The organism is Streptomyces sp. NPDC097595 (assembly GCF_044761525.1).
Lineage (GTDB): Bacteria > Actinomycetota > Actinomycetes > Streptomycetales > Streptomycetaceae > Streptomyces > Streptomyces drozdowiczii_A.
The window spans coordinates 20,546-35,549 of record NZ_JBIWCN010000010.1 but is presented as its reverse complement, the minus strand read 5'-3'; the positions used below and the strand labels follow the sequence as shown (position 1 = coordinate 35,549).

At 72.4% G+C, this 15,004-nt stretch carries 15 protein-coding genes; 6 read left to right on the top strand and 9 right to left on the bottom strand.

From position 1 onward, the window contains the following. Positions 1-4: 4 nt before the first annotated feature. Positions 5-400, bottom strand: a complete 396-nt coding sequence (locus ACIQZN_RS17210; RefSeq protein WP_403993863.1) for a PPOX class F420-dependent oxidoreductase — start codon at positions 398-400, stop codon at positions 5-7. 82 nt (positions 401-482) lie between these two features. Here ACIQZN_RS17210 and ACIQZN_RS17205 point away from each other — a divergent pair, with 82 nt between their 5' ends. Beyond that, entirely contained in the window at positions 483-977 is a 495-nt protein-coding gene (locus tag ACIQZN_RS17205) for a GNAT family N-acetyltransferase (protein WP_403993860.1), read from the top strand. A gap of 90 nt (positions 978-1,067) precedes the next feature. Here the strand turns inward: ACIQZN_RS17205 and serC are convergent, their stop codons facing one another. The 7 genes from serC to ACIQZN_RS17170 form a co-directional block, all read right to left on the bottom strand. Then, positions 1,068-2,186: a phosphoserine transaminase gene (gene serC / locus ACIQZN_RS17200; protein ID WP_403993857.1), complete on the bottom strand. Its 1,119-nt coding sequence runs from the start codon at positions 2,184-2,186 to the stop codon at positions 1,068-1,070. A gap of 117 nt (positions 2,187-2,303) precedes the next feature. After that, positions 2,304-3,536, bottom strand: coding sequence for a cytochrome P450 (locus ACIQZN_RS17195; RefSeq protein ID WP_403993854.1), 1,233 nt, complete (start codon positions 3,534-3,536; stop codon positions 2,304-2,306). Continuing rightward, positions 3,533-4,768: a cytochrome P450 gene (locus ACIQZN_RS17190; RefSeq protein ID WP_403993852.1), complete on the bottom strand. Its 1,236-nt coding sequence runs from the start codon at positions 4,766-4,768 to the stop codon at positions 3,533-3,535. The genes ACIQZN_RS17195 and ACIQZN_RS17190 overlap by 4 nt, the downstream gene beginning before the upstream one ends. Further along, a complete protein-coding gene (locus tag ACIQZN_RS17185) occupies positions 4,765-5,412 on the bottom strand; it encodes a GTP-binding protein (RefSeq protein WP_403993849.1) in 648 nt (215 codons plus the stop codon). Before ACIQZN_RS17185 ends, ACIQZN_RS17190 begins: the two co-directional genes overlap by 4 nt. Beyond that, complete coding sequence (locus ACIQZN_RS17180) at positions 5,393-5,758, bottom strand: DUF742 domain-containing protein (protein ID WP_403993846.1); 366 nt, start codon at positions 5,756-5,758, stop codon at positions 5,393-5,395. The genes ACIQZN_RS17185 and ACIQZN_RS17180 overlap by 20 nt, the downstream gene beginning before the upstream one ends. After that, the gene (locus ACIQZN_RS17175; protein WP_403993843.1) at positions 5,755-6,192 is read right to left on the bottom strand and encodes a roadblock/LC7 domain-containing protein; all 438 of its coding nucleotides are present in this window, start codon (positions 6,190-6,192) and stop codon (positions 5,755-5,757) included. Before ACIQZN_RS17175 ends, ACIQZN_RS17180 begins: the two co-directional genes overlap by 4 nt. After that, on the bottom strand, positions 6,189-7,646 hold the full coding sequence (locus tag ACIQZN_RS17170) for a sensor histidine kinase (RefSeq protein WP_403993840.1): 1,458 nt from the start codon (positions 7,644-7,646) through the stop codon (positions 6,189-6,191). Before ACIQZN_RS17170 ends, ACIQZN_RS17175 begins: the two co-directional genes overlap by 4 nt. Before the next feature lie 250 nt (positions 7,647-7,896). On the opposite strand from ACIQZN_RS17170, the gene ACIQZN_RS17165 reads away from it, so the two are divergent. Continuing rightward, the gene (locus tag ACIQZN_RS17165) at positions 7,897-8,859 is read left to right on the top strand and encodes an EamA family transporter (RefSeq protein WP_403993836.1); all 963 of its coding nucleotides are present in this window, start codon (positions 7,897-7,899) and stop codon (positions 8,857-8,859) included. 26 nt (positions 8,860-8,885) lie between these two features. Here ACIQZN_RS17165 and ACIQZN_RS17160 read toward each other — a convergent pair whose 3' ends face one another. After that, entirely contained in the window at positions 8,886-9,287 is a 402-nt protein-coding gene (locus ACIQZN_RS17160; protein WP_403993833.1) for a winged helix-turn-helix transcriptional regulator, read from the bottom strand. Between the two features lie 153 nt (positions 9,288-9,440). Between ACIQZN_RS17160 and ACIQZN_RS17155 the strand changes: the two genes are divergently transcribed. The 4 genes from ACIQZN_RS17155 (at position 9,441) to ACIQZN_RS17140 (ending at position 14,998) form a co-directional block, all read left to right on the top strand. Continuing rightward, a complete protein-coding gene (locus ACIQZN_RS17155; protein WP_403994476.1) occupies positions 9,441-10,844 on the top strand; it encodes an MFS transporter in 1,404 nt (467 codons plus the stop codon). 61 nt (positions 10,845-10,905) lie between these two features. Continuing rightward, positions 10,906-11,700: a TIGR03084 family metal-binding protein gene (locus ACIQZN_RS17150; RefSeq protein ID WP_403993830.1), complete on the top strand. Its 795-nt coding sequence runs from the start codon at positions 10,906-10,908 to the stop codon at positions 11,698-11,700. After that, positions 11,697-13,403: an acyclic terpene utilization AtuA family protein gene (locus ACIQZN_RS17145; RefSeq protein ID WP_403993827.1), complete on the top strand. Its 1,707-nt coding sequence runs from the start codon at positions 11,697-11,699 to the stop codon at positions 13,401-13,403. The genes ACIQZN_RS17150 and ACIQZN_RS17145 overlap by 4 nt, the downstream gene beginning before the upstream one ends. Then, on the top strand, positions 13,400-14,998 hold the full coding sequence (locus ACIQZN_RS17140) for an acyl-CoA carboxylase subunit beta (RefSeq protein WP_403993824.1): 1,599 nt from the start codon (positions 13,400-13,402) through the stop codon (positions 14,996-14,998). Before ACIQZN_RS17145 ends, ACIQZN_RS17140 begins: the two co-directional genes overlap by 4 nt. Positions 14,999-15,004 lie beyond the last annotated feature (6 nt).

The window sequence follows — 15,004 nt, the reverse complement described above, 5'->3', positions numbered from 1 at the left end:
GCGCTCAGGACTCCATCGGCCGGATCTCGTAATGCAGCGTCCGGTCCCGTTTCAGCCGGTGGGTGAGCGGGACAAACACCCCCTGCGACGCCGGGTACTTGCGGGACAGCATCCGCGACGCGTGCGTGTTCTCCTTCGAGCCCGCCGGGAGAAGGCGTGCGTGGGCCTCGATCTGGGGGCCCGTGGGGTGGCCGCGTACGGTGCACGGGCCGATCCGCACCACCGGGTGGTTGCGCATGCGTTCCACCTTCCACGCCGAGGAGAACGTCCGGATGTAGGCGTGGTCGCCCTCGACGGCGATGTGCACCGGGGTGTCGGCGTGCGTCCCGTCCTGCCGTCGCGTGCTCAGCAGGACGGTGTACTGCTTCACGAAGGGCTTGAGCTGCGGGACCGTATCCATACCTCCATGGTCCGCCGGTACGGGCCGGGGCTCATCCGGGCAGCGGACGCGCCGCCGCCGATTCGCGTAAGGTCCCCGGACCATGAGCCCCCGCGCCCCCGAGCCCTTCGCCACGCCCCGCCTGGACGCGCTGCCCCTGCGGGTGGAGTACGCGGACGAGATGGCCGCCGTCCTCGCCGACCCGGCCCTGCACACCTTCACCGGGGGCGAGCCGGAGACCGCCGAGGCCCTGCGGGCGCGGTACGCACGGCAGACCGCCGGGTCGCCGGACCCCGGCGAGCTGTGGTGGAACTGGGTGCTGCGCTCCGGCGACGCCCTCGTGGGGTACGTGCAGGCGACGGTACGCGGCGACCGCGCCGAGATCGCCTGGGTGGTGGGCGTCCCGTGGCAGGGCCGGGGGTACGCCGGAGAAGCGGCCCGGGGCCTGGTCGAGCATCTGCGTGGGTCGGGCGTGCGGACCGTGATCGCCCACATCCACCCCGAACACGCCGCGTCGGCGTCGGTGGCCGCCGGGGCGGGTCTGGCGCGGACCGGGGAGTGGGAGGACGGCGAGGAGCGGTGGGGGCTGGGCCTCTAGCGCGTCAGGCGTCCGACGTACGGGGCTTGGCGCAGCAGAAACGGCCCCGTACACCTCGCGGTGCGCAGGGCCGTTTCGGACGCGTACGGGCTACAGCTTCTCGATCACGTAGTCGATGCACGCCGTCAGGGCCTGGACGTCCGACGGGTCGATCGCCGGGAACATCGCCACGCGGAGCTGGTTGCGGCCGAGCTTGCGGTACGGCTCGGTGTCGACGATGCCGTTGGCGCGGAGGGCCTTGGCGACGGCGGTGGCGTCGATCTCGTCCGCGAAGTCGATCGTGCCGATGACCTGGGAGCGCTTGGCCGGGTCGGTGACGAACGGGGTTGCGTACTTGGACTCCTCGGCCCAGCCGTACAGGTGGCCGGAGGAGGCGGCCGTGCGGCCGGTCGTGAAGTCCAGGCCGCCCTGGGTGTTCATCCACGTCAGCTGCTCGTTCAGCAGGAAGAGCGTGGCGAGCGCCGGGGTGTTGTACGTCTGGTTCTTCAGCGAGTTGTCGATCGCCGTGGGCAGCGAGAAGAACTCCGGGATGTGCCGGCCCGAGGCGTGGATACGGGCCGCGCGCTCCAGGGCGGCCGGCGAGAAGACGCCGATCCAGAGGCCGCCGTCGGAGGCGAAGGACTTCTGCGGGGCGAAGTAGTAGACGTCCGTCTCGGCGATGTCGACCGGGAGGCCGCCCGCGCCGGAGGTGGCGTCCACCAGGACCAGCGCGCCCTCGTCGGCGCCCGCGACGCGCTTGATCGGCGCGGCGACACCGGTGGAGGTCTCGTTGTGCGTGAAGGCGTAGACGTCGACGCCCGCCTCGGCCTTCGGGTCCGGGTGCGTGCCCGGGTCGGAGGCGATGACGGTCGGGTCCGCCAGCCACGGGGCCAGCTTGGCGGCCTTCGCGAACTTCGAGGAGAACTCACCGAAGTTGAGGTGCTGGGACTTCGACTCGATCAGACCGTGCGTCGCGATGTCCCAGAAGGCGGTGGAGCCGCCGTTGCCCAGGATCACCTCGTATCCCTCGGGGAGGGAGAAGAGGTCGCGTACGCCCTCGCGCACCGCGCCGACCAGGTTCTTCACCGGAGCCTGGCGGTGGGACGTACCGAGCAGAGACGTGCCGGTGGCGGCCAGCGCGTCGAGCGCCTCGGTCCGCACCTTGGAGGGACCGGCGCCGAAGCGCCCGTCTGCGGGCTTGATGTCAGCGGGAATCTGGATGTCGGCCACGGGTCGGAGCGTAGTACCTCGGTGCGGCGGCTACGTACCCCTGTCCGTCGGATGAGACAGACAGTCCGACCCGTGGTCGTCGGAGGAACATCCGTACGTTCCTCCGCGCGTACGGCGTCAGCGCAGCGTGACCGGGAGTTCGTACAGGTCGTTCTGCGTGACGATCGGCTTGTTGCGCAGCTCGGACGCCGGGACCGCCAGGGAGAGCTCCGGGAAGCGGGCGTACAGCGCGGGCAGCGCCACCGACGCCTCCAGGCGGGACAGCGCGGCGCCCGGGCAGACGTGCGGGCCGTGCCCGAAGGAGATGTGGCGGTTCGGGGAGCGGGTCACGTCGAACTCCGTGGCCGACTCCCCCCACTGCCCCTCGTCGTGCGCGATGGCCGCGAACGACGTCATGACGCCCTCGCCCTTCGGCAGCACCCGGCCGCCCACCTCGATGTCCTCCGTGGCGAACCGGATCAGGATGTGCGAGGTCGGCGCCGACCAGCGCAGCGTCTCCTCGATCACCCCGTCCCAGCCCACCTCGCCGGCCAGCACCGCCCGCCGCTGCTCGGGGTGGGTCTCCAGCGCGACCACCGCGTTCACGATGAGGCTGATCGTCGTCTCGTGGCCCGCCGCGATGATCAGCTTCAGGGTGTTGAGGATCTCGTCGTCGGTGAGGTGGTCCCCGTCCTCGGACGCCAGGAGCAGCGCCCCGGTCAGGTCGTCGCCCGGGGACTCCTTCTTCTCGTCCAGGATGCGCGAGAACAGGGTGTGGATGTCCGCCATCATCCGGGGGACCTCGGCGCGGGGCGTCAGGTTGGAGAAGAACTTGTCGAACAGTTCCTTCATCCGCGGCAGGTCCGCCGAGTCGATGCCCATCAGCTCGCGGATCACGTTCATCGGCAGCGGGTAGGCGAACTCCGCCTTCAGGTCGACCGTTTCGCCCGCCGCGTGCTCCTCCAGGCGGTCGAGCAGCACCTTCGTGCGGGCCTCGATGCCCTCGCGCAGCCGCTCCACCCGGCGCACGGTGAGCGCCTGCGCGACCAGGCCGCGCAGCCGGCGGTGCTCGGCGCCGTCGGCGGTGAGCATGGTGCGGCCCGGGTTGACGAGGCCGATGAGCGGCCAGTCGAGCGGGATCTCGCCGCGCTGCCAGGCGCCCCACACGTTGATGTCCTTGACCAGGCGGCTGTCGGTGAGCAGCGCCTTCGCCTCCGCGTAGTGCGTGACGGTGTAGACGGGCACCCCGCCCGGCAGCTCGACCCGGGCGAGCGGACCCGCCGCGTGCAGCCGCGCGCTCTCGCCCGCGAGGTCGGTGACGAAGGGGTCCAGGACGATGCGGTCGGTTTCTTCTGCGGTGGGTGCGGTCATCGGGGGCCTCCGAGAGCGGGGGTGGGCGTGAAGGTCACGGGCAGGTCGGTCAGGCCGCGCAGCCAGGGGGAGGGGCGCCGGGTCAGCCGCTCGGCGGGGACGGCGAGGTCGACGTCGGGCAGCCGGTCGAGGATGACCTCGATGGCCGTACGGGCGATGACCTCGGCGGTCTCCTGCGCCGGGAACGGGCAGCGGTGCTCGCCGTGGCTGAAGGAGAAGAACGCGTTGTTGCCGCCGGTGAGCGTGGAGCCGTCCGTACGGACCTGGGGGTCGGCGTTGGCCCCGGCGAGGGAGAGGACGAGCAGGTCGCCGGCCTTGATGTGGCGGCCGCCGAGGTGGGTGTCGCGGGCGGCCCAGCGTCCGGCGATGTTCTGGCTGGGGGTGTCCTCCCACAGCACCTCGTTCATCGCCTCGGCGACGCTGTGCCGGCCGCCGGAGAGCGAGGCGGCGAAGCGGTCGTCGGTGAGCATGAGCCGCAGCGAGTTGCCGATCCAGTCGGCGGTCGGCTGGTGCGCGGCCGCCATCATCACCATGAGGTCCCGGGCCACGTCCTCCTCGGTGAAGCCGGCGGTGTTGGCGAGCATCCGGGAGGCGATGTCGTCGCCGGGATCGCTCCGCCGCTCGGCCAGCAGCGCGTACACCGAGCCGGCGATGTGCCGCTGGCCGGCCTGCGCGGTGGGCCCGCCGTTGATCATGTCGTTCATCGCGGTGACGAGGGCGGGGCCCGAGTCGTCCGCGAAGCCGAAGAGCTTCGCCACGACCCGTACGGGGAGGAGCATCGCGTACTCGGCGATGAGGTCCGTCGAACCGGCCGCGCAGAACGCGTCGATCAGTTCGTCCGCGAACTCCTCGGTGCCCTTCTTGAGCTCGAAGGGGTTCGTGGCCTCCAGCGCCTCGCAGATCACGGCCGCCCGGCGGCTGTGGCGCTCGCCGACCGTGTAGAGGATCGACGGCTGGGTCCGGCTGATCATCGGCATCAGCGGCCAGTCGTCGGGGATCGCGTCCCACTGGTTCCACAGCTGCGAGTCGCGGGTGAAGAGGGCCGGGTCCCCGGTGACCTGGTGCAGCTCGCGGTAGCCGAGGACGAGCCAGGCCGGCACGTCACCGGGCAGCACGATCGGGGCGACCGGTCCGTGGTCGCGCCGCAGCTCCCGGTAGACCGCCGCCGGTTCGCCCTGGAAGCGGGGTCCGGACAGCGGCACGGCACCGGACGCGTGGGGGCACTCGGTCACGGGGTGGGCTCCGGGGTCAGTGCGGGGGTGTCCTCGGCGGGTACGGGGGTCTCCTCCGTACGGGCCGCCGAGAGCCGGTGCAGATGCTCGACCAGGGTGATCAGCACGTACTTGCTGGAGGACCGGTCGCGCGCGTCGCACTCCACGAGCGGGACGTCCGGCGAGATGTCGAGCGCCTCCCGGATCTGCTGCTCGGTGTGGAGCGGGCCGCCGAAGTCGTTGCAGGCGACGATGAACGGCGTGCCGTGGTGCTCAAGCCGGTCGATCGCGTACCAGGAATCGGCCAGGCGCCGGGTGTCGACGAGGACGACGGCGCCCAGGGTGCCGGAGAACAGCCGGTCCCACAGGAACCAGAAGCGCTCCTGGCCGGGCGCGCCGAACAGGTAGAGCACCGAGCGTTCGTCCAGGCTGATCCGGCCGAAGTCGAAGGCGACCGTGGTGGACGTCTTGGACCCGACGCCGTCGAGGTGGTCGACCGCCTCGCCCGCACGGGTCATCGTCTCCTCCGTGTTGAGCGGACGGATCTCGCTCACGGATCGGACCATGGTGGTCTTGCCGACCCCGAAGCCGCCGACCACGACTATCTTCAGTCCGTTGTCGGCCGTCGCTCTCAGGGCGGCGCGGTCAGAGGTTGCGGAGTCCAACGAGCACCTGCTCCAGGATGTCGGGGTCGGGAAGCCGGTCCGATACGCGTGCGGTACGCGGATGGCGGGCGCTGATCCGGCCGGTGTCGAGCAGATCGCAGAGCAGGATGCGCACGATGCTGACGGGCAGGTCGAGGTCGGCGGCGATCTCCACGACCGCGGTGGGCCGCTCGCACATCCGCAGGATCGCCACGTGCTCGGACTGCATGCCGGGGGCCGGCTCGCACTCGGCGACGACCAGCGTGACCAGGTCGAAGGCGGCGGAGTCGGACCGGGTGCGGCCGCCCGTCAGGGTGTAGAGCCGGTCCGGCGCTTCGTCCCTGCCGGGACGGGGGCGGGGCGTCATACGGCCGTGCCCCGGGCGGCGGCGACCGCGTCGATGGCCTCGCGCGGCGGGGCGACGAGATGCTCGCCCAGCTGCTCGACCAGCTCGCTCATGTTGTGGCCGACGAGGCCCACGTCCGCGCTCTCGGCGGCGACGACCGCGAGGTGGGCGCCGGCGCCCGCCTCCACGATGAAGAGGATGCCGCCGTAGAACTCGGCCATGGCGGAGCGGACGCCGCCCTTGCCGTTGCCGAACTCCACGGACGCGCCGTGGGAGAGGCTCTGGATGCCGGCGGAGATCGCGGCGAGCTGGTCGGCCTGGTCGACGGAGAGCTCGGGCGTACGGCACAGCTTGAGGCCGTCCCTCGACAGCACGAGGGCGTGCCGGGCGCCGGGGGTCCGTTCGAGGAGCCCCTCCAGCAGCCAGTTGAGCTTCTCGTCGGTGGTCGCGGTCATCGGGAGCTGTCCTCCGGGGGTGGGGAGTCGGGCCGTACTGCGTTGCGGAAGCTGCTGAAGCGGGCCGCCCGGGCCTTGGGGTCGGGTGCCTCGTCGGCCGCGCCGGTCTCCCGCGCGGGCTCGGGGGCGGTGGCCCGGGTCCTGGCCTCGGCGGCGGCCAGGGTGCGCCCGCGCGAACGCTTGGGCAGGCCGCTCTCGCCGAACTTCGGGAGGTTGCCGGTGGTGTCCGACGCGGAGTCGGAGCGCATGGGCTCGGGGGCGGCGGGCCGGGCGGCGGGGTCCGTGCCCAGGGTGTGGACGGGCTCGGGCTCGTTCGCGGCGGGGGCGGTCGCGGGCGCGGGTTCCGGGGCGGTCCGGACCGCGGTGGTCCGGGTGATGATCTCCTGCGGGAGCATGATCAGCGCGCCCGTGCCGCCGCGCGCGGAGGGCCGGAAGGAGACGGTCAGCCCGTGCTTGCGGGCCAGCCGGCCGACGACGGCGAGCCCGAGGCGGGTGCCGGTCAGGTCGGTGAGGTCGGCGTCCTCGGCGGAGACCGCGCGCTCCGCCCGGCGCAGCTGCACCTCGCTCATGACGAGGCCGCTGTCCTCGACGGTGACGACGATCCCGGCCGGGACCTCCTCCACGTACACATGGACCTCGGCGGTGGGCGGCGAGAAGTTCGCCGCGTTGTCGAGGAGTTCGGCCAGGGCGTGCATGACGCCCTCGGCGGCGTGGCCGGCGACGGCGACGTCGCTGGTGGAGTGGAGCCGGACGCGCTGGTAGCCGCTGATCCGGCCCATCGCGCCGCGCAGCACGGACTCCATGACGATGGGCTTGGCCCAGCGCCGGCCGGAGCGGGCGCCGGTGAGCACGGCGATGGAGTCGGCGAGGCGGCCGGCCTGGGCGGTGCGGTGGTCGAGGTGGAGGAGGTCGGCGAGGACGTCCTCGGAGGTGTGCCGGTGCTCCATCTCGCGGAGGTCGGCGAGCATGCTCGTGGCCAGGGCCTGCATCCGGCCGGCCGCGTTGGCGCAGGCGGTGAGGGCCGCGGAGCGCTCGGTCTCGGCGCGTGAGGCGCGGGCCTTCAGCCGGGCGTTCTCGGCGGTGAGGCGGGCGGTGCCGGCCTCGGCCTCCTCCTTGACCTTCGCCGTCTCCGCGGCGGCGGCCGCCTTGAAGCGGGCGTTCTCCGCGGTGAACTTCTGGGCCTCGGCCGCGGAGGCCGACACCATGCGCGAGACCTCCGCCGTGAACCGGCCGCTTTCGGCGGCGTGCGTCTCGCGGAGCCGGCGCACCGTGGCCCGGGCGTGGACGGCGGTGGTGACGGCGGCCACGAGCAGCAGGGAGGCCCCGCCGGAGCCCCAGGCCACCGCGGTCCTGGCCGATTCGGGAGCGGCGAAGGTCGCCCACACGCTCAGGGCTGCGGTGAAGGCCACCGTGACCGGAAAGGCCAGTGCGGTCGGCCGGTTAGAGGGGCGCAAAGCGGAGTCCTTGGGGCGGACGGCGGCGGACGGGGCGGTTCGGACGAGCGTGGCACCAGAGACAAGCGGGACAACTGGAACAGCTGATTCGCGAGTAAGTCCCCGTCACTATATGAGAATTGGGGAACTGGTTGGGAAGAACTTGTGGTGAAAACTGTTCTGTTTCTGATTTCAACTTGTCAATTTCTGACCGTTAGCCTGGGGGGAGTGGAAATACCGCACGATTCAGGACTCAGAAGGACAGGCCCCAGTGAATGACCGGCCCACCACCACCGCCGCAGAACCGGCCGCAGCCGCCGCCGTCGCCGTGCCGGAGGCGGTCGCATCGCCGGCGCTCGGCGGTCCTGAGCGGCCCGGCGGGCGGCGGGCCGCGCTCGCCCCGGTCGCGCTGGTCGTCGCGGGCGGGCTCTCCGTGCAGTTCGGCGCCGCCATCGCGGTGCTGCTGATGCCCCGGGCCGGGGCGCTCGGCGTCGTCACGCTGCGGCTGGCCGCCGCCGCGCTCGTCCTGCTCGTCGTCTGCCGCCCGAAACTGCGCGGCCACTCGCGCGCCGACTGGGGCACCGTCGTCGCCTTCGGCATCGCCATGGGCGGCATGAACACGCTGTTCTACCAGGCCGCCGACCGCATCCCGCTCGGCGCCGCCGTCACCCTCGAAGTGCTCGGCCCGCTCGCCCTGTCCGTGATCGCCTCGCGCCGCCTGGTCAACGTCGTCTGGGCGGGCCTCGCCCTCGGCGGCGTCGTCCTGCTCAGCGGCGGAGGCTTCGACCGGCTCGACCCGGTGGGCGCGGCCTACGCACTGGGGGCCGGGGCGATGTGGGCGGCGTACATCGTCTTCAGCGCCCGCACCGGCCGCCGCTTCCCGCAGGCCGACGGCCTCGCCCTGGCGATGGTGGTCGCCGCGCTCCTCTCGCTGCCCCTCGGCATCATGGACGCGGGCTCCAAGCTCCTCGTCCCCACGACGCTCGGGCTCGGCGCGGCCGTCGCGCTGCTCAGCTCCGTACTCCCGTACACCCTGGAACTCATCGCCCTGCGCCGCCTGCCCGCGCCCACCTTCGCCATCCTGATGAGCCTGGAACCGGCGATCGCCGCCATGGCCGGATTCCTCATCCTCCACCAGGCCCTGTCCGCCACGGACGCCCTCGCCATCGCACTGGTCATCGGGGCGAGCATGGGGGCGGTACGGAGTCAGGTGCGGGGGCTCGCGAAGCGGTAGCCGGCCGGTCCAGGACGCCTTCGCGTCTAGGAAGCCTTCGCGGCGCCCGCTGCGCTCCCCGCGTCGAACGCGGCGCGGGCCGCCGTGATGTCCGCCCGGTGGCGCTCCGCCCAGCCGACGAGCCCGGTGAGCGTCGCGTGCAGCTCACGGGCCATCGGCGTGAGGCTGTACTCCACCTTGGGCGGCACCGTCGGATAGACGGTCCGGATCAGCAGCCCGTCGCGCTCCAGCTTGCGCAGGTTCAGGGTGAGCATGCGGCGGCTGATGCCCGTGATGGTCCGCTCCAGCTCGGTGAACCGGACCGGACCGTGCGCCGCCGCGACCAGGATCCCGATGCTCCACTTGCCGGCCACACGGTCGAGGACCTCGGTGAGCGGGCACGCCTCGTTGATGACCTGGTCGGACACATCGGTGTGACTGCGTGACATGAAAGTGCCTCCTTACGCAACGGCTCATGGTTACAGAGGATGACGCCTGTAACAAGACGTGCACCTTTGGAGGTAGTCGCCGTGTTCCGAACCGCAACAGCCGCCCCGCACTCCCGTTGGCGCGCCCTCGCCGTCCTCTGCGCGGGCCAGCTGATGGTCATCCTCGACGGCACCGTCGTCAACGTGGCGCTCCCCGCCATCCAGCGGGACCTCGGCTTCTCGCCGTCGGCCCTGGCCTGGGTGGTCAACATCTACCTCGTCCCCTTCGGCGGCCTGCTGCTGCTCTCCGGACGCCTCGGCGACCTCGTCGGACGCAAGCGCGTCTTCGTCGCCGGTCTCGCCCTCTTCACGGCGGCCTCGCTGCTGTGCGGGCTCGCGCAGGACCCGGCGATGCTGCTCGCCTCCCGGTTCGTCCAGGGCGTGGGCGGCGCGGTGACCTCGGCCGGCACGCTCGGCATGGTGGTGACCCTGTTCCCGGAGGCGAGGGAGCGGGCGAAGGCGATCGGCGTCTACAGCTTCGTCCAGTCCGCCGGAGGCTCGCTCGGCCTCCTCGCGGGCGGCGTCCTCACGCAGGCCCTCAGCTGGCACTGGATCTTCGTCATCAACGTGCCGATCGGCGCCGCCGCCGTGCTCGCCGCCGGACGCGTCCTGGCGCCCGAACGCGGGTCCGGCCTGGGCCGGGGGACCGATGCCCTGGGCGCGCTCCTGGTCACCTCCGCGCTGATGCTCGGCGTCTACACGATCGTCGGGACCGCCGAGCACGGCTGGGCCTCGGCGCACACGCTGGGCCTCGGTGCCGCCGCCCTCGCCCTGCTCGGCGGGTTCGTTGTACGCCAGGCGAGGGCGGCCCACCCGCTGCTTCCGCTGCGCGTGTTCCGGTCGCGGGTGGTCGCGGGGGCGATGGGGATCCAGGCGCTGATGGTGGCCGGGATGTTCAGCTTCCAGTTCCTGTGCGTGCTGTACGTGCAGAAGGTGCTCGGGTACGACGAGATCCACACCGGCCTCGGTCTCTTCCCGGTCTCGGTCGCCATCGGCGCCCTGTCCCTCGGCCTCGCGCCCGCTCTGATCGCCCGCTTCGGCCCGCGCACGGTCCTGCTGCCGGGGCTCGCGCTCATCGCGGCGGGGCTCGCGGTGCTGGGGCGCGTACCGGCGGACGGGAGTTACGCGGCGGACGTCCTCCCGGCCCTGCTGCCGCTGGGCATCGGCTTCGGCCTCGCCATGCCGTCGCTCGCCACGCTGGCGATGTCCGGGGCGACGCCGGAGGACTCGGGCATCGCGTCCGGCATGTTCAACACCATGCAGCAGATCGGCAGCGCCTTCGGCCTGGCCGTCCTCAGCACCCTCGCCACCTCGCACACGGACGCGCTGACCGGCGGCGGTACGAGCACGGTGGAGGCCCTGACCTCCGGCTACCAGCTCGCCTTCCGCGTGGGTGCGGGGCTCGTCACCGTAGCGCTGGTGCTGGCGGCGACGCTGCTGCGGAACGCGGCCGCGCCGCGGGTCGCCTCCCGGGAGGCGGAGCCGGTCAGCGTAAAAAAATCATGCAAGCATGCTTGATTGTTTTGCGTTCCGCTGGCAGGCTCCCGGGCACGCCGTCACGCCCCGAGGGGAGCGCACCGTGTCCGATGCCTCAGCCGTGCTGGACGATCTGCGCAGCGAGAGCCTGGAGCTCGATCTGCTCGTCGCCGGGGCGACCGCGAGACAGTGGGCGGGGGAGACCCCGGCCGAGGGGTGGACCCTCGCCCACCAGATCGCCCACCTGAGCTGGACGGACGACGTCGCGCTGATCTCCGTCACCGACCCCGACCGCTTCGGGGACGAGGTGGCGAAGGCCATGGAGGACCCCGAGGGCTTCGTGGACCGCGCCGCCGACGAGGTCGTCGCCGCGTATCCGCCGGACGCGCTGCTCGTCCGCTGGCGCGAGGGCCGCGAGCGCCTGCAGGAGGCCCTGCGCGCGGCGCCCGCCGGGTCGAAGTTCCCCTGGTACGGGCCGCCGATGAGCGTCGCCTCCATGGCGACCGGGCGGCTGATGGAGACCTGGGCGCACGGCCAGGACATCGCCGACGCCCTCGGGGCCACCCGCACCCCCACCGCCCGGCTGCGCCACGTGGCCCGCATCGGCGTCCGGGCCCGGGACTACGCCTACTTCGTACGGGGGAAGCAGCCGCCCGCCGAGGAGTTCCGGGTGGAACTGGTGGCGCCGGGCGGCGAGTTGATCACGTACGGCCCCGAGGGCGCCGCCCAGCGGGTCACCGGGCCGCTGTACGACTTCTGCCTGCTCGTCACGCAGCGCGCCCACCGCGACGACCTGGCGGTGCGCGCGGAGGGGGCGGACGCGGACGCCTGGCTGTCGATCGCCCAGGCGTTCGCGGGGCCGGCGGGGGCGGGCCGGGCGCCTAAGGGGGAGCGATGACCCGGGGCCCGGGGATGCCCCTCCGCATCGGCAACGCCTCCGGGTTCTACGGCGACCGCTTCGACGCCCTGCGCGAGATGCTCACCGGCGGCCCGCTCGACGTCCTCACCGGCGACTATCTCGCCGAGCTGACCATGCTCATCCTCGGCCGCAGCCGCCTGAAGGACCCCTCGCGCGGCTACGCCTCCACGTTCCTCCGGCAGTTGGAGGACGGGCTCGGGCTCGCCCAGGAGCGCGGGGTGCGGATCGTCGCCAACGCGGGCGGGCTCAACCCGGCCGGACTCGCCGCCGCGATCCGGGAGCTGGCCGAGAAGGTGGGCGTGCCGGTGCGCGTCGCCCATGTGGAGGGCGACAACATCCCCGTACCGGAAGGCTTTCTCACGGCCAACGCGTACCTTGGTGGGGCAGGCATCGCGGCTTGCCTGCGGGCCGGTGCCGAGGTCGTCGTCACCGGCCGGGTGACGGACGCCGCCCTCGTCACCGGCCCAGCCGCCGCCCACTTCGGCTGGGGCCCCGAGGACCACGACGCGCTCGCCGGGGCCGTCGTCGCCGGGCACGTCCTGGAGTGCGGTACGCAGGCCACGGGCGGCAACTACGCCTTCTTCCGCGACCGCGACATCCGCCGCCCCGGCTTCCCGGTCGCGGAGATCCACGCGGACGGCAGCTCCGTCATCACCAAGCACGACGGCACCGGGGGCGTCGTGGACCTCGGCACGGTCACCGCCCAACTCCTGTACGAGACCGCCGGAGCCCGGTACGCGGGCCCCGACGTCACCGCCCGGCTCGACACCGTACGGCTGACGCAGGACGGCCCGGACCGGGTCGCGGTCTCCGGCGTACGCGGCGAGGCCCCGCCGCCCACGCTGAAGGCCGGGCTGACCCGGCTCGGCGGCTGGCGCAACGAGGTCGTCTTCGTGCTCACCGGTCTCGACATCGAGGCCAAGGCGTCTCTCGTCCAGGACCAGTTCGCGGACGCCTTCGCGCGCGCCGGACGCCGGCCGCAGGAGGTCCGCTGGGAGCTGGCCCGTACGGACAGGGCCGACGCCGACACCGAGGAGACCGCGAGCGCCCTGCTCCGACTGGTCGTCCGGGACCCCGAACAGGAGCCCGTGGGACGGGCGTTGTCCGGCGCGGCGATCGAGCTGGCCCTCGGCAGCTACCCCGGTTTCCATGTCACCGCCCCGCCCGGGAAGGGCGCGCCGTACGGGGTGTTCGAGGCGCGGTACGTACCGGCGGGGGACGTGGAGCACGTGGCCGTACTGCCGGACGGGACGCGCCGCACGATTGATCGTCCGGTTCGGACGCTGGAGCTTTGGGGCGTCGAACAGCCGCCCTTGCCAAGGCCGTTGGAGCCCGGGCCTGTGGTGCGCGCTCCCCTCGGCCGCGTCGCCGGGGCCCGGAGCGGGGACAAGGGCGGGGACGCCAACGTCGGGGTGTGGGTCCGGGACGAGACCGCGTGGCGGTGGCTCGCGCACGAGCTGACCGTCGACCGCTTCCGGGAACTCCTCCCGGAGACCGGCGAACTCACCGTCGTACGCCATGTCCTGCCGAACCTGCGGGCGTTGAACTTCACCGTGCACGGGCTGCTCGGCGAAGGCGTCGCCGCGCAGCACCGCTTCGACCCGCAGGCCAAGGCGCTGGGGGAGTGGCTGCGCGCCCGCCATCTGGAGATACCCGTGATCCTTCTGGAGGTGCCCGCATGACCGTCCTGCCCACCGGGCTCGACACCGCGAGCCCCGACTACGCGGCCAACCGGGCCGCCATGCTCGACAAGCTGGCCGAGCTGGAGGCCGCGCACGCCAAGGCGCTGGAGGGCGGCGGCGAGAAGTACGTCGAGCGGCACCGCAAGCGCGGCAAGCTGCTCGCCCGCGAGCGCATCGAGCTGCTGATCGACCCGGACACGCCGTTCCTGGAGCTGTCACCGCTGGCCGCCTGGGGCAGCGAATACGCGGTCGGCGCCTCGCTCGTCACCGGGATCGGGGTGGTGGAGGGCGTGGAGTGCCTGATCACCGCCAACGACCCGACCGTACGCGGCGGGGCGTCGAATCCATGGACGCTGAAGAAGGCGCTGCGGGCGAACGAGATCGCCTTCGCCAACCGGCTGCCGTGCATCAGCCTGGTCGAGTCCGGGGGCGCCGATCTCCCGTCCCAGAAAGAGATATTCATCCCCGGCGGCGCGCTCTTCCGCGACCTCACGCGGCTCTCCGCCGCCGGAATCCCCACCGTCGCCGTGGTCTTCGGCAATTCGACCGCCGGAGGCGCGTACGTCCCCGGCATGTCCGACCACACCGTGATGATCCAGGAACGCTCGAAGGTCTTCCTGGGCGGACCGCCCCTCGTCAAGATGGCGACCGGTGAGGAGAGCGACGACGAATCGCTCGGCGGGGCCGCGATGCACGCCCGTACGTCCGGGCTCGCCGACCACTTCGCCGTGGACGAGCACGACGCGCTCCGCCAGGCCCGCCGGATCGTCGCCCGCCTCAACTGGCGCAAGGCGCAAGCCGATCCGGGGCCCGCCGAGCCGCCCAAGTACGACGAGGACGAGCTGATCGGCATCGTGCCCGGCGACCTGAAGGTGCCGTTCGACCCGAGCGAGGTGATCGCCCGGCTGGTCGACGGCTCGGACTTCGACGCGTTCAAACCGCTGTACGGGACGAGCCTGGTCACCGGGTGGGCGCGGCTGCACGGCTACCCGGTCGGCATCCTCGCCAACGCGCAAGGCGTCCTTTTCAGCGAGGAGTCGCAGAAGGCCGCGCAGTTCATCCAGCTCGCCAACCAGCGCGACATCCCGCTGCTCTTCCTGCACAACACCACCGGCTACATGGTCGGCAAGGAGTACGAGCAGGGCGGCATCATCAAGCACGGCGCGATGATGATCAACGCCGTCTCGAACTCCAAGGTCCCGCACCTGTCGGTCCTGATGGGCGCCTCCTACGGCGCCGGGCACTACGGCATGTGCGGCAGGGCGTACGACCCGCGCTTCCTCTTCGCGTGGCCCGGCAGCAAGTCCGCCGTCATGGGCCCGCAGCAGCTCGCCGGGGTGCTCTCCATCGTCGCCCGCGCCTCGGCCGCCGCGAAGGGCCGCCCGTACGACGACGAGGCGGACGCCGCCCTGCGCGCGATGGTCGAGCAGCAGATCGAATCCGAGTCACTGCCGATGTTCCTGTCCGGGCGGCTGTACGACGACGGGGTCATCGACCCGCGCGACACCCGGACCGTCCTCGGCCTGTGCCTGTCCGCCATCCACACCGCACCGGTCGAGGGCACCCGGGGCGGCTTCGGAATCTTCCGGATGTGAGGGAGC

Bases quoted from the DNA above. Each gene is read 5' to 3' on its own strand.
- ACIQZN_RS17195 (WP_403993854.1), bottom strand. From the start codon at position 3,536: ATGACCGCACCCACCGCAGAAGAAACCGACCGCATCGTCCTGGACCCC.
- ACIQZN_RS17205 (WP_403993860.1), top strand. From the start codon at position 483: ATGAGCCCCCGCGCCCCCGAGCCCTTCGCCACGCCCCGCCTGGACGCG.
- ACIQZN_RS17155 (WP_403994476.1), top strand. From the start codon at position 9,441: ATGGTCATCCTCGACGGCACCGTCGTCAACGTGGCGCTCCCCGCCATC.
- ACIQZN_RS17175 (WP_403993843.1), bottom strand. From the start codon at position 6,192: ATGACCGCGACCACCGACGAGAAGCTCAACTGGCTGCTGGAGGGGCTC.
- ACIQZN_RS17180 (WP_403993846.1), bottom strand. From the start codon at position 5,758: ATGACGCCCCGCCCCCGTCCCGGCAGGGACGAAGCGCCGGACCGGCTC.
- ACIQZN_RS17145 (WP_403993827.1), top strand. From the start codon at position 11,697: ATGACCCGGGGCCCGGGGATGCCCCTCCGCATCGGCAACGCCTCCGGG.
- ACIQZN_RS17160 (WP_403993833.1), bottom strand. From the start codon at position 9,287: ATGTCACGCAGTCACACCGATGTGTCCGACCAGGTCATCAACGAGGCG.
- ACIQZN_RS17210 (WP_403993863.1), bottom strand. From the start codon at position 400: ATGGATACGGTCCCGCAGCTCAAGCCCTTCGTGAAGCAGTACACCGTC.
- ACIQZN_RS17140 (WP_403993824.1), top strand. From the start codon at position 13,400: ATGACCGTCCTGCCCACCGGGCTCGACACCGCGAGCCCCGACTACGCG.